This is a genomic window from Microbacterium galbinum (assembly GCF_023091225.1).
Taxonomy (GTDB): domain Bacteria; phylum Actinomycetota; class Actinomycetes; order Actinomycetales; family Microbacteriaceae; genus Microbacterium; species Microbacterium galbinum.
In genome coordinates, this window is sequence record NZ_JAHWXM010000001.1 from 2,893,961 (window position 1) to 2,907,379 (window position 13,419).

Consider the following 13,419-nt stretch of genomic DNA (forward strand, 5'->3'; position numbering starts at 1 on the left):
AAGGGGGGGTGTCGGATGCGGCGGGGCCGCGGGTAACGGGAGTGAGCGCTAGAGGGCGAGCAGCACCTTCGCGGAGGCGGAGGAGTCGCGCGCGATCGTGAACGCGTTCACGGCATCGGATGCCGGGAGCACGTGCGAGATCACGGGGTCGAGAGCATCCGACTCCGCGAGCATGCGCACGGCGTCGTCGATCTCGGTCGAGAAGCGGAACGCGCCGCGGATCGTGAGCTCCTTGGCGAGCAGCGGCGCGAGGTTCACGCCGATGTCGGAGTTCGGGAGCATGCCGACCTGCACGATCGTGCCGGTGCGACGGGTGGCGCGCACGGCCTGGGTGAGGGCGACGCCCACGCCCGAGCACTCGAAGACGATGTCGTACGACTCGTTCTCGATCGTGTCGCGGCCGACGAGGGCGACCTCGGTCGCGCCGAGCGCCTGCGCGCGGTCGAGGGGCTCGGTGCGCACGTCGCTCGCGCCGACGACGCCGGCACCGGCGTGCACGGCCGCGGCGACCACCAGCAGCCCGATGGGCCCGGCACCGATCACGAGCACGCGCTTGCCGCTGACATCGCCCGCGAGACCCACGGCGTGCAGCGCGACGGCCAGGGGCTCGGCGAGTGCGGCGCGCTCGAGCGGCAGGCCGTCGGGCAGCACGCGGATCATGTGCTCCTCGACGATCAGGTACTCGGACGCCCCGCCCTGACGGTGCGGGTTCGCCGCGGCGCTGCCGAGGTAGTCGCCGCCGGGGCGCAGGTGCGGGCGGTCCTCGAGGCCGGGGACGGACGCTCCGTAGCGGGCCGGGTGCACTGTCACAGGAGTGCCCGCGGCGAGGCGGCCGGAGGGGTCGAGGTCGACGACGCCGGACAGCTCGTGTCCGGGCACCAGGGGCTCGCGGATCGTGTACTCGCCGTTGGCGCCGTGGAAGTAGTAGTGCAGGTCGGATCCGCAGATGCCCACGAAGCCGACGCGCAGTCGCACCTCGCCCGCACCGGGCTCCGGGATCTCCCGGTCGTCCCAGCGGATGTCTTCCTTGCCGTGGATGACGAGCGACTTCATCGGCGGGCCTCCTTCGTGGCGTTCGTGGCGTTCGTGGCGTTCGGATCGGTCGGGTCGTTCTCGAGCATGCCCTCTTCCGTGGCGGAGAGGGCGTCGGCGATCGCAGCGTCGACGCCGCTGCGACGGATCGTGTCGACCAGTTCGCCGACGCGTGCGGCGAAGGAGTCCTGGTGGGCGAGCTCGCTGCCGAACAGACGGTGGTCGATGATCACGCGGCGCGCGAGGTCGACGCCGTCGCGTGCGCCCGACGCCAGCACGGCGAGGCGCTCGCGGGCGGGGTCGGTCATCGCGGCCGCGTGCACGCCGGGGTCGAAACCGCCGAGCGGGGCGTGGCACGACAGGTAGCCGGCGACCGTGAGGGCGATCAGATGCGGCATCCGCCCCTGTCCGAGCGCGAGGAGCGCGGGCTCCGGGATGCGCTGGCGCAGCTTCACCGAGCCGTCCGATCCCACCTGGCGGGTCTGGTGCCCGAGGGCGCTGTTGCCCCAGCGCTCGAACAGCTCGGCCTCGTAGGCGCGGATGTCGACACCGGTGGGCACGTCGACCGACGGCTCGTATTCGCTGCGCATGACGCCGCGCGCGGCATCCGCGATCCGGTCGATGCCGATCGCCTCGGGGATCGTGCCGACCCCGCGCAGTGCGCCGAGGTAGGCGATGAGCGAGTGCGTGCCGTTGAGGAGGCGCACCTTCATCTGCTCGTAGCGGGCGACCTCCGAAGTGAAGACGGCGCCGCCGGCCTCCCAGGCCGGGCGTCCGCCGGCGAATGCGTCTTCGATGGCCCACATCGTGAACGGCTCGCCCGGCACCGGGATGGCGTCGAGCGCGCCGAGGAGGCCGGTGACCTCGTCGCGCAGTCGTGCGGTCGTCGACGGCACGATGCGGTCGACCATGCTCGAGGGGAAGGTGACGGCGCGGTCGAGGTAGCCGAGGGCGTCGGATGCTTCGCCGCCGGGCAGAGCCTGCAGGAACTCGCGCACGAGCTTCTCGGTGTGCTTGCCGTTCGCGGCGAGGTTGTCGCAGCTGAGGATCGAGATCGGTTCGCCGCCGGCGCGGGCGCGGGCCTGGAGTCCGCGGGCGAGCTGGCCGATCGTCGACCGCGGCGCGCCGCCCTGCAGGTCGGCGCGCACGGTCTCGTCGTCGAGGTCGAGGTGCTCGGTGGCGGGGGAGTAGCTGTAGCCGTTCTCGGTGACGGTGAGCGTGACGATGCGGATGCCGGCGTCGGCGATGTGGGCCACCACGCGCTCGGGCTCGTCGCCGGCGACGAAGGCGTCGGTGTGCACGCCGGGGATCGCGAGGCTGGTGCCGGCGGGGGAGATGGTGGCGACCGAGTAGAGGAAGTCCTGCGCGTGCATCGCGTCGACGACGGTGCGCGAGCGGGAGGCGGCGCCGATGATGCCCCAGTCCCCGCCGTCCTGGGCGATGGCGGCGGCGGTGTACATCGCCTGGTGCGCCCGGTGGAAGCTGCCGAGACCCAGGTGCAGGATGCCGGTGCCGGTGGGGGTGACCAGCGGAGCGGTGGCCGCGGGGGTGGCGCGGCTCAGGATCCGGAGATCGGCGTTGATCGTCATGTAAAGCAGTGTGTATGAGTTGTACAAACTTGTCAAGCCCGTTTCATGGTGGGGAACGTGCCATAGGATTACGGCAACCGGAGGGGTGGACGTGGCAGCGACATTGACGGACGTGGCGAAGCGCGCAGGCGTATCGATCGCCACGGCATCACGCGCCTTCGGAGAACCCGACCGCCTCGCCCCCACCACCCGCGAGCGCGTGCTCGAAGCCGCCGCCGACCTGGGCTACGCGAACCCCCAGGCGGGCACCGCCACCCGCACCTTCGGCGTGATCGTGCCCGACGTCGCCAACCCCGTCTACGGCAAGCTCCTGAAGGCCATCCAGGGCCAGGCGTGGCACGGGCGCCATCGCATCGTGCTGTTCGACGCCGACGAGGACCTGCGCCGCGAGCGCGAGCAGATCGAGCAGGCCCGCAAGCTCGACGGCATCCTGCTCTGCTCTCCGCGCCTGCCCGATGCCGACGTCACAGCCCTCATCGGCGGCACGCCCTCGGTCGTCGTCAACCGACAGATCGACGGCATCCCCAGCGTGCTCATGGATGCCGAGCACGGCCCGGCGCAGGCGATCGAGCACCTCTTCGCGCTCGGGCACGAGCACATCGCCTACGCCTCCGGTCCCCGCGGTTCGTGGGCGGACGCCCGTCGATACGACACCATCGAGCGCGCGTGCGATCGCCACGGCATCCGCCTCACCCGGCTCAGCCACCACGAGGCGTCGATCCAGGGAGGCCGAGCCGCCGCCGCGCTCGCCGCGGCCAGCGGAGCGACCGCCGTCGTCGCCTACAACGACCTCGTCGCGATCGGCCTCGAGGCGGGGCTCCTCGACCTCGGGCTCACCTGCCCCGACGACGTGAGCCTGGTCGGCATCGACGACATCGATCTCGCCGGCGCCGTGACCCCGGGCCTCACCACCGTGCAGATGCCGATCGAGCGCAGCGGCGCTCTCGGTGTCGACCTGCTGCTGCAGGCGATCGCCGGCGCCGTGGTCGGAGAGGCCGCGACGCTCAGCTCGCAGCTCATCGTGCGGGCCTCCACCGCCGCGCCCCGCCGAGCCTAGGCGTCAGGCGTCGATGCGGTGACGGCACCCGCCCGCCGACGTTTTAGTACGACTGTGCTAACTTAACGCCATGACTACACGCACCCCGGGTCCGCGCCGATGATCCTCGTCGCCATCATCGCCTGCGAGATCGCGTTCTGGGTCGCGATCGTCGCCGGCCTCGTCGCGCGGTACCCGCTCCGCCGGCCGAGGCTCGGCGTCGGATTCCTCGTCGCCGCACCGCTCATCGATCTCGTGCTCCTGACACTCGTCGCGGTCGACCTCCTCGGCGGGGCGACGGCATCCTGGCACCACGGTCTCGCCGCCCTCTACATCGGCATCTCGATCGCCTACGGGCATCGGATGATCGCGTGGTTGGACGCGAGGTTCGCGACGCGGTTCCGCGGGGCGCCGCGCCGTGCTCCGCTCACGGGGGCGGCGTACACGGTGGCCTGCTGGAAGGACGTGGCGCGCACCGTGCTCGCGGTCGCCATCGCGGCCGCGATCCTCGGGGGACTCATCGCCATCGTGGCGGCTCCCGACCGCACGGCCGAGTTGCTCGGGTTCTTCCGGATCCTCGGGATCGTCTTGGCGGTCGACGTGATCTGGGCCGTCAGCTACACGCTCTGGCCGAAGAAGGCGCCCGCGGAGGCCGCCCCGGTACGGTGAGGACATGCCCAAGCTGATCGACCACGCGCAGCGCGACCGTGAGATCGGCGAGGCGGCGATGCGCGTCCTCGCGCGGGACGGCCTCGTCGCGCTCTCGGTGCGGAAGGTCGCCGAGGAGGCGGGGCTCGCGACGGCATCCCTCCGCCGCGCCTTCCCGACGCAGGCGGCCCTGCGGTCGTTCTGCCTGGACGGGATCCGCTCCGCTGTCGCCGATCGCCTGCGGCGCCTCGACGGCGACGGTGGGTGCCTCGTGATCGCGATGCTCGAGGAACTCCTCCCTCTCGACGAGGTGCGGCGCACCGAGCTGATGGTCCAGCTCCAGCTGGGCAGCCTGGCGCTGACCGACGGCTCGCTGGCTCCCTCGGTGCGCGAGCTCGGCGGCGGGGTGCGGCGGGTGTGCGACGCCGCCATCGCAGAACTCGTGCGCGCGGGCGAGGTGCCCGCGTCGGTCGACGCCGCCTTCGAGGGCGACCGTCTCCACGCGCTGCTCGACGGGCTCGCGCTGCGTCTGCTGTGGAGCACGGACTCCGATGCGGGTGCTCGCGCGCGGGCCATGCTGGAACGGCACTTCCGGATGCTCGGACGCGAAGACGGGTGAGCCGCGGTCTCCGTGGATCGGGCGCCGTCGTCGCGGGGCGCCCCGACGCCTGCGCCGAAGTCAAGCCCTTTCCGGAGCCCGGGGTATTCCGGGAGCATGAGGCGCGACGGCATCGTCGGATGCCGGAAGGAGCACTCTCATGAGCATCGGAACCGGAATCGTCCTCTTCGTGATCGGCGCGATCCTCGCGTTCGCACTGAACGTGCAGCTGGACTGGGTGAACCTCGACCTCGTCGGCTACATCCTCATGGCCGCCGGAGCGATCACGGCCATCATCGGAATCATCGTCATGGTCTCCCGACGCGGTCGCACCCGCGGCACGACGACGGTCGTCGAGGACGACCGTATCTGACCCTCGGCACCCCGCGGTGCCGCTCGGGCACGTCGAGACCCCCCGTCGTCGAGACCCACCGCCCCGCGCGTTGCGAGCGGTGGGTCTCGTCGCGCTCGGTGAGTCTCGACGCGGCGCGGGACTCAGCGCGGCGCGGGTCTCGACGAGATGCGCGTCTCAGCGCTCGAGGCTGTCGCTCTGATCGAGCGGATCCTGCTCCCCGTCGTGCGGGCTGTCGTGATCGGAGCCCTCGTCGGCCGTGAAGACCTTGCCGTCGTCGGCGGGTTCGGCGGCGGCATCGGCGGCGGCATCCGCGGCGGCGTCGTAGGGGCCGCTGTCGTCGGGGTACGCTTTCGGGTCGCTCATGGGGTGTCCTCTCGTTGACGGGCCGCCGGTCGATCCGGGCGGATGCCCAGCCTCGCGCATCGTCTCGATCGGTACCCGCCCGTTGACAGGCGGACGAAAGGGTGTCGCTCGCCTCAGTCGCGCGGTGCCGCGAACTCGATCACCCGTGTCGATCGCCCGTCCGGGGTCCAGACACCCGCGGCGATGCGGCCGGGGGCGAGAGGGGTGAGCGATTCGATCTCCGCGTCGTCGCCGAGCATCTGCGACAGGTCGACCCGCACGGCGGAGTCGAGCGCCGGACCGGTGAGCACGAGCGCGTCCTCCGGTGCGACGAGCGCCGCCCGGTCGTCGTCGATCCAGCAGGCGGCGAGCCCGAAACCGTACTCCGCATCGATGTCGGCGGCCGACACCTGACCGACCTCGTCGAGAGACGGCCACGCGAACACCCGGGCGGTCTCGGGATCGCTCGGGTGCGGAGCCATCAGCAGCCGGTCCCCGGCGGGGCGGAACCCGGCGATCACCGGGTCGTGTCCTGAGAGGATCTCGGTCAGCCGCAGCTGCGCCCCCGCCGGACGGGAGGCATCGACATCGACATCGACGCGGAGGGCGAGGCATCCGTCCTGCCCCATTGCGAGCTCGATCACGGCGACCGGATCGATCGGATGCCGGTGCACGACGGCCATCGCATCGTCGGCGTCGACGGCCTGCTCATCGAGCAGCGCCCCCGTCGCGTGGTCGAGCAGCAGCACCCGATGCCCGCCGTCGTCACCCGGCGCGGTGGCGACGACGAGATCGCCGACGAACGCGGCGGCGTCGATCGAGAGGCCCGCGACCGTGACGGTGTCGTCGCCGACGAGGACGGTGTCGCCGCCGGCGGTGAGCACCAGGCGATCGAGGGCGGATGCCGCGCGCACACGCACCTCGTCGGTGAGCGCGAGAGCCCGGCCGTTCACCTCGCTCAGCTGATCGTCGAGCAGCCGAACCGCCCCCTCGTTCCAGCGGGCGAACCACCGGCGTCCGTCCTGTTCGCCGGCGTCTGCGAGGTCGGGCAGTTCTTCGAGGATCGCGATCACGCGTGCATCCGTGGTCATGCCCCCACCGTATCGGCGCGGCCCGCACCCCAGAGGTCGGCCGCGCAGAGCGATCAGCCAGCGTCGAAGAGATCAGCCGGCACCGAAGAGGTCAGCCGGCGCAGGTCTCGAACACGTATGCCTCGTCGTCGGGGGTCACGAGGTTGCGGTCGCGCAGCACCATCGAGGCGGGCGACTCGTCGTCGGCGCACATCTCCGCGAAGGTGCGGGGCAGCTCGTCGCTGTACTCGATGTCGATCACGGCCTCGCCGTAGACATCGGTGTACGCCGAGCACTCCTCGTAGGCGGCGCACTCCTCGGTCACGGCGAAGTCGAATCCCGCCTCGTCGTGCAGCACCGCGGCATCCTCGGCAGCGTTCTTCTGCCCGGCGGCGAGACCGGCACCGTGCGCGGCGTCGACGAGCAGCGTCGCGAGGGCGAGGTTCCCCTCGAGGGTGAGGGCACCGTCGGACCGGGTGTACGAGTCGAGGTTGTCGAACTCGACCGCGTCGAACCCGGCATCCGCGCATCCCTCGATCCACGGGGTGACCAGGGCGGCGATGCGCTCGCGCTGCGCGGGCGTCGAGGTGTCGACGAGAGCCTCGTCGGGCCAGTCCGGGTCGAAGACCGGCGCGCCGTCGCGCTGCAGCAGCAGGTCGTCGTCCCAGAGGTCGAGTTCGCCGGGCTGCGTCTGGAATCCGTTGACGTAGCAGATCGAGTACACGCCGTCGGCGGGCTCGGCCGCGCGATCGCGCCCGACGATCCCGACCCCGGATGCCGGTGCGTAGGCGCCGCCCAGCTGGTAGTCGGGCGCGGCGCCGGCGGGTGGCGCGCTGAAGGATCCGGATGCCGGGGCGTCCGTGGTGGCGCACCCCGTGAGCGCGGCGACCGTCAGCACAGCGATCGTGAGAGCGGAGGTGGGGCGGGCGCGCATGTGAGCAAATCTACTGGGCGATTCTGTTCGGACGATTCGGGAATGCGGATGCCGCGGACGTGGTTTCATGTTCATGCAATTGCATGTAATTGGGAAGGACCCCTCATGACCACCACGTACGACGTCGGCTTCCTCGTCGGCAGCATCTCCTCGACCTCGATCAACCGCCGCCTGTCGAAGGCGCTCGTGAAGCTCGCGCCGCAGGCGGGCCTGAACCTCACCGAGATCCCGCTCGTCGACCTGCCCTTCTACTCGGCCGACAACGACGGTGCGATCCCGGCCGAGGCCGCGTCGTTCAAGAAGGCGATCGAGGCCTCCGACGCGATCATCGTCATCACACCCGAGTACAACCGCTCGGTGCCGGGCGTGCTGAAGAACGCGCTCGACACCGCGAGCCGCCCGTGGGGCCAGAACAGCTTCGCGGGCAAGCCGTCCGCCGTGATCGGCGCCTCGGTCGGTGCGATCGGTACCGCCGTCGCGCAGCAGCACCTGCGCTCGATCCTCTCCTTCCTGGCGTCGCCGGAACTCGCGCAGCCGGAGGCCTACGTGCACATGCGCGAGGGGCTCATCACCGACGACGGCGAGGTCACCGACGAGTCGACGACCGAGTTCCTCCTCTCGTGGCTCACCGCCGTGCACACGCACATCGCGAAGACGCTCAGCCCCGTCAGCTGATCGCTCGTCTCGAAGGGGCTCGCGGCCATCGGCTGCGGGCCCCGTCTGCGTGAGCGGGGGTGGTGATCGGGCGGATGCTGTGGCACGCTGTTAGTAAGTTCCACTAACAATGCTGAGAGTGGAAATGGTTATCACCGTGAACGCCGAAGTGAACGAGGACTCGATGTTGAGAAGATCCACCGCCGCCGCGACCGCCGCCCTGCTGATGCTCGCCCTCCCGGCCGCGGCCGTCGCCGCCGCCCCCGACGAGGAGCCTCTGTACAAGTTCGTGAAGGACGCCTCGGGCGCCTACGGCTACGGCACGGATCCGGTCGAGACCTTCCCGGGCTCCGGGGAACAGGTCGCCATCCCCAGCGCGCTCCAGCCCGAGAATCGACGCTTCTCGAGCGCCTGGGTGGGCACGATCGGCAACCTCAACTTCGGCAAGCCCGCGGATGCCGCCGACTTCGACGCGAAGTACGCCACCGTGCTCGACGACTTCGCGTCGTGGAACATGAATGCCGTGATCTTCCAGGTGCGTCCGCTGCTCGACGCGTACTACCCCTCGGAGCTCAACCCGTGGTCGGAGTTCCTCGGCGGCCCGCAGGGCACCGACCCCGGCTACGACCCGTTGCAGAAGATGGTCGACGCGACCCACGCCCGCGGCATGGAGTTCCACGCGTGGCTCAACCCCTACCGGGTCACCAACACCAAGATGACCGCGCCCGCGATCCTCACGGCCCTCGGCCTCACCGCCGACGAGGTGAAGGCCCTCACGATCCCGGAGTACATCGCCGCGCTCAACGGCGCCGGCATCCTCGCCGACGACAACTTCGCGGTGCAGCATCCCGACTGGGTGCTGTCCTTCGAGGAGAAGCTCTTCCTCGACCCGGGGCAGCCCGAGGTGCCCGCGTACGTCGCGGCATCCGTCGCCGAGATCGTCGAGAACTACGACGTCGACGCGATCCACTTCGATGACTACTTCTACCCGTACCGGATCACCGTCGACGGCGTGAACGTCTTCTTCGGCGCCCAGGGCGAGGATCGCGCGACCTTCGAGGAATTCGGGCTCACGGCCGGCTACCCCGACACGCAGGACGGGATCGAGGCCTGGCGTCGCGACAACATCACCGGTCTCGTCACGCAGGTGGCTGGCGCGATCGACGGGCACAACGCGGATGCCGGCACCGCCGTGCAGCTGGGCATCAGCCCCTTCGGCATCTGGGAGCACAAGGCCCTCGACCCCGCCGGGTCGAACACTCCGGTCGGGTCGTCGCAGACCTACAGCAACGCCGTCTTCGCCGACACCCGCGGCTGGGTGCAGGACGAGCTCATCGACTACCTCACCCCGCAGATCTACTGGAGCTTCGACCAGGCGGCAGCCCCTTACGGGGAGCTCGCGCAGTGGTGGAGCGATGTCGCGGCCGAGAGCCGCACCCAGATCTACGTCGGGCACGCGCTCTACAAGCACGTCAACAACGGCGGCTGGGAGGCCGCGTGGATGAACCCCGAAGAGGTTCCGAACCAGATCCGCTTCAACCAGAAGCTCGAGGGCATCGACGGCAGCGTGCTGTTCAGCTACAACGACATGAAGCCGAGTGACATCGCCGCGTTGCCCGCCGACCAGCAGCCCCGGAACCAGGCGAAGAACACCGCGATCGAGCTGTTGAAGGGCGAGGCGTTCGCGCACCCGACGATCGTGCCGGCGAAGCCGTGGCTGTCCGACGGTTCGGTCGCGTCGCCCTCGGATGTGGCGGTCGACGATGGCGCCCTCGTCTGGGCGGCCGGTGATGCGGCGGAGGCCCGGCAGTACGCGATCTACCGCGGCACGGGGACGGCCGAGGAGATCGTGGCCGCTCCGGGGACGCTGGTCGACACCGTGTGGGCCGGGGGTGCGGCGGAGTTCGCGTATCCGCTGCCCACGGGTGCCGGTGATGCGGATGCCGGTGCGGATGCCGGTGGTGCGGGTGCTGGCGATGCGGATGCCGCGGCTCGCGCGGCGGGCGAGAGCTGGGTGGTGACCGCACTGGACGCGGCGGCCGTCGAGAGCGCGCCGGTCGCGGTCGTGGATGCCGTGGACCCGGTCGATCCGGTGGATCCGGTGGACCCGGTGGACCCGGTGGATCCTGTCGACCCTGTGGATCCGGGCACCCCCGGAAACGGCTCGGGCTCCGGCTCCGGAACGGGGTCGGGCGGGGCATCCGATGCAGGCGCCCAGGACGATCTGGCGACGACCGGCGGGGACGTGCCGGCCGCCGCCCTCTTCCTGGCCGGCGGGTTGCTCGCCGCCGGTGCCGCGACGACGGGCGCAGCTGCACTGCGCCGCCGTCGCCGCGCCTGAGCGTCGCCCCCGCTCGCGGGATCGACGGGTCGCCGCCCCGGTTCTCCGGGCCGACCTGTCGATCCCGACGTGCGGAAGAGGCGGTGGCGTCGTCTCGGAGATTCGCGCAATCCCGCAGGGAATCGGCCGCGTTCGTGCGAGATGGGTGCAGATCTCCGAGATCCTGCGCAGGCGGGCAAGCCTGATTCAGGCAGCAGAGCGTGGTCCAGGCGGGCCGGGCCTTATTCAGGCCGCGGGTGCTGCCGGGGACGGGGCGGATGTCGGGGTCACGGCGTCTTCGACCTCGGCGGGATTGCGGCGGATGCCGATCCACGACACGATCGCGCCGAGCACGAGGAGCGCGGCGGTGACCCAGGCCGCGCTGTGGAACCCGTCGAGGTCGAGCATGCCGCCGACGATCGTCGACAGCATCGCGACGACGAGGAGGCCGGCGACGCGCGAGACGGCGTTGTTGACGGCCGAGGCGATGCCGGAGTGCTCCTGATCGATCGCGCCGAGGATCGCGGCGGTCAGCGGGGCGACCGTGAGTGCGAGGCCGAGACCCGTCACGATCATGGCCGGCAGCACCTGCCACCAGTAGTCGAAGTCCTCGGCGACGAGCAGCAGCATGAGGGCGCCGACGGCCATGATCGCGGGGCCGACCGTCATGAAGATGCGCGGACCGAATCGCCCGGCCCAGGCGCCCGCCCGCGAGCTGATGAGGATCATCAGGATCGTCATGGGCAGGCTCGCGAGACCGGCGGCGGTGGCGCTGAGCCCCGCGCCCTGCTGCAGGTAGACGCCCACGACGAATCCGTTGAGCGAGAGCGCGGCGTAGACGAAGAAGGTGGCGAGGTTGCCCCAGCCGAAGTCGCGCACGCGGAAGAGCCACAGCGGCATGAGCGGTGAGGCCGAGCCCCGCTGCCGCAGCAGGAACCACGCGAACAGGGCGGCCCCCACGATGCCCGGGATCCAGATGGCGGGGGAGCCCCAGCCGTAGTTGGGCTGCTCGATGAGCGCGAACACCACGGCGCCGAGGCCGATCGCGCACAGCGCCCCGCTGACCCAGTCGACGCGGCGACCGCTCGGCTTCTCGGCCAGCTTCAGCCGCGACAGCAGGATCAGGTTCAGGGCGATCGGCAGCACGTTGATGAGGAACACGAAGCGCCACGACAGGTAGTCGACGAAGAGTCCGCCCATGAGCGGGCCGACCAGCTGAGCGGCTGTCGTGAACGCCGTCCACACCCCGATCGCGCGCGCCTGCACATCGGAGCGCATGGTCGCGGTGATCAGGGCGAGCGAGCTCGGAACCAGCAGTGCGCCCGCCGCGCCCTGCGCCGCGCGGGCGATGATGAGCACCAGCGGGTCAGGGGCCGCGGCGACCGCGATCGAGGCGATTCCGAAAGCGATGAGCCCCACGCGCATCACCAGCACGCGGCCGTAGGCGTCGGAGACCGACCCCGCCAGCAGGATCAGCGCGCTCAACGTGATGAGGTACGCATCGACCACCCACTGCTGGGTCGTGATGCCGCCGCCCAGCTCGCGGCTGATCGCGGGCAGCGCGACGTTCACGACGGTGCCGTCGAGGAACGTCACGAAAGACGCGAGGACCGCGATCGAGATGACCAGGCGCTGGACGCCGGAGAAGGATGCCACAGGCGAAGGCTACTCCCGGCCACGGACGTGGAGGGCGGATGCCGGGAACTCACTCCTCTTCGGTGGATCCTGCGGCGGACTCCGTGGCGGACTCCGTGGGGAAGTCTCCGGCGAACTCTTCGGTGTCGCTCCCCGCGAGGTGCAGCCGTCGGAGGCCTCGCAGGCCGTCGTGCGCGTGGGCGCGGAGCTGGCGCTCGGAGCCCGTTCCCTCCCTCCGGAGGCGGCCGATGTGGGCGTTGACGAACTCCGCGTCGCCGAGCTGCTCGAGCGCGTGCCGTACGACGTCGAGCAGGCGGTGCGTCGCGGCCCAGGCATCCGTCGTCTCGCCCGTCGTGGGATCGGTGATCGTCGCCGCCATGCCGTGCCGCGCGGCCACCCAGAGCCCGGCGTCGAGCTGCTCGACCGGGGCCGCCGACGCCGGGCCGTCGTGGGCCACCACGATCGCGCGGGTGAGAGCGGCCGCGAAGAGCGTGTCGTCGATCGAGAGCTGCGCGTCGCACACGCGCGACTCGACCGTGGGGAAGCGGTCCGAGAGCCGTGCCGCCCACGACAGTGACGACCGTTCGGGGATCGCGGAGAGCGCGATCAGCCGATCCACCTGACCCTCGTAGTCGGTGAGGTCGTGGAACCAGGGCGGCGTCCACGTCGCGGGCAGGCGACGGATCAGGATGCTGCGCCAGCTCGCGAAACCGGTCGCCGCCCCCTCGGCGAAGGGGCTGTTGCCGGTGAGGGCGAGCAGCACCGGCAACCAGCCGCGCACCCGGTTGAGCGCCCGCACGCGCTCCTCGGCATCCGCGACCTCGACGTGCACGTGCAGCCCGTTCACCTCGTGGCCGCGCGAGATCGCGCCGAGCTGCGCCGAGACGCGGTCGTAGTGCGGCGACGCGGAGATCGTCGCGCGTCCCGTGGTGTTGAACGGCGTGCCGGATGCGGCGATCACGGCGTCCAGCGGGGCGGCGTGCGCCGCGAGTGCAGCGCGCAGGTTCCGCAGTTGCGCCGCAGCATCCGCCATCGACGAGAGGGGATCGGTGACGCACTCGAACTGCGAGGTGAGGAACTCGGGCAGGATCCGCCCGTCGCCCTCGGGTGCGAGACGTTCCCGGGTGCCGTCGGCCATGGCCAGCGGCACGAGCGTGCTCCGGTCGACCAGCAGGAACTCCTCCTCGATGCCGAAGCGCGTCACCG

13 protein-coding genes are annotated in these 13,419 nt (G+C 71.0%); 6 read left to right on the top strand and 7 right to left on the bottom strand.

The annotated features are described in order from the left end of the window. Positions 1–48: 48 nt before the first annotated feature. Both KZC52_RS13885 and KZC52_RS13890 read right to left on the bottom strand, forming a co-directional pair. Positions 49–1,053, bottom strand: coding sequence for an L-idonate 5-dehydrogenase (locus KZC52_RS13885; RefSeq protein WP_247624636.1), 1,005 nt, complete (start codon positions 1,051–1,053; stop codon positions 49–51). Further along, on the bottom strand, positions 1,050–2,621 hold the full coding sequence (locus KZC52_RS13890; RefSeq protein WP_247624637.1) for a mannitol dehydrogenase family protein: 1,572 nt from the start codon (positions 2,619–2,621) through the stop codon (positions 1,050–1,052). The genes KZC52_RS13885 and KZC52_RS13890 overlap by 4 nt, the downstream gene beginning before the upstream one ends. 91 nt (positions 2,622–2,712) lie before the next feature. Here KZC52_RS13890 and KZC52_RS13895 point away from each other — a divergent pair, with 91 nt between their 5' ends. The 4 genes from KZC52_RS13895 (at position 2,713) to KZC52_RS13910 (ending at position 5,276) form a co-directional block, all read left to right on the top strand. Then, positions 2,713–3,678, top strand: coding sequence for a LacI family DNA-binding transcriptional regulator (locus KZC52_RS13895; protein ID WP_247624638.1), 966 nt, complete (start codon positions 2,713–2,715; stop codon positions 3,676–3,678). Between the two features lie 99 nt (positions 3,679–3,777). Further along, the gene (locus KZC52_RS13900; protein WP_247624639.1) at positions 3,778–4,326 is read left to right on the top strand and encodes a hypothetical protein; all 549 of its coding nucleotides are present in this window, start codon (positions 3,778–3,780) and stop codon (positions 4,324–4,326) included. A gap of 4 nt (positions 4,327–4,330) precedes the next feature. Then, on the top strand, positions 4,331–4,924 hold the full coding sequence (locus tag KZC52_RS13905) for a TetR/AcrR family transcriptional regulator (protein WP_247624640.1): 594 nt from the start codon (positions 4,331–4,333) through the stop codon (positions 4,922–4,924). A gap of 139 nt (positions 4,925–5,063) precedes the next feature. Then, positions 5,064–5,276 carry a DUF6458 family protein gene (locus KZC52_RS13910; RefSeq protein ID WP_247624641.1) on the top strand — a complete coding sequence of 71 codons (213 nt, stop codon included), beginning with the start codon at positions 5,064–5,066 and terminating at the stop codon, positions 5,274–5,276. Positions 5,277–5,432: 156 nt separating this feature from the next. Here the strand turns inward: KZC52_RS13910 and KZC52_RS13915 are convergent, their stop codons facing one another. From KZC52_RS13915 to KZC52_RS13925, 3 genes are all read right to left on the bottom strand, one after another. After that, positions 5,433–5,621: a hypothetical protein gene (locus KZC52_RS13915; RefSeq protein ID WP_247624642.1), complete on the bottom strand. Its 189-nt coding sequence runs from the start codon at positions 5,619–5,621 to the stop codon at positions 5,433–5,435. Positions 5,622–5,734: 113 nt separating this feature from the next. Next, entirely contained in the window at positions 5,735–6,691 is a 957-nt protein-coding gene (locus tag KZC52_RS13920) for a hypothetical protein (RefSeq protein ID WP_247624643.1), read from the bottom strand. Positions 6,692–6,782: 91 nt separating this feature from the next. Continuing rightward, complete coding sequence (locus KZC52_RS13925; protein WP_247624644.1) at positions 6,783–7,604, bottom strand: endo alpha-1,4 polygalactosaminidase; 822 nt, start codon at positions 7,602–7,604, stop codon at positions 6,783–6,785. A 105-nt stretch (positions 7,605–7,709) separates the two neighbouring features. Here KZC52_RS13925 and KZC52_RS13930 point away from each other — a divergent pair, with 105 nt between their 5' ends. Both KZC52_RS13930 and KZC52_RS13935 read left to right on the top strand, forming a co-directional pair. Beyond that, positions 7,710–8,279: an NADPH-dependent FMN reductase gene (locus KZC52_RS13930; protein WP_247624645.1), complete on the top strand. Its 570-nt coding sequence runs from the start codon at positions 7,710–7,712 to the stop codon at positions 8,277–8,279. Between the two features lie 124 nt (positions 8,280–8,403). Further along, entirely contained in the window at positions 8,404–10,599 is a 2,196-nt protein-coding gene (locus tag KZC52_RS13935; protein WP_247624646.1) for a glycoside hydrolase family 10-like protein, read from the top strand. 225 nt (positions 10,600–10,824) lie between these two features. Here the strand turns inward: KZC52_RS13935 and KZC52_RS13940 are convergent, their stop codons facing one another. Beyond that, on the bottom strand, positions 10,825–12,234 hold the full coding sequence (locus KZC52_RS13940) for an MFS transporter (protein WP_247624647.1): 1,410 nt from the start codon (positions 12,232–12,234) through the stop codon (positions 10,825–10,827). Between the two features lie 49 nt (positions 12,235–12,283). Continuing rightward, positions 12,284–13,417, bottom strand: coding sequence for a carboxylate-amine ligase (locus KZC52_RS13945; protein WP_247624648.1), 1,134 nt, complete (start codon positions 13,415–13,417; stop codon positions 12,284–12,286). Positions 13,418–13,419: the final 2 nt, after the last annotated feature.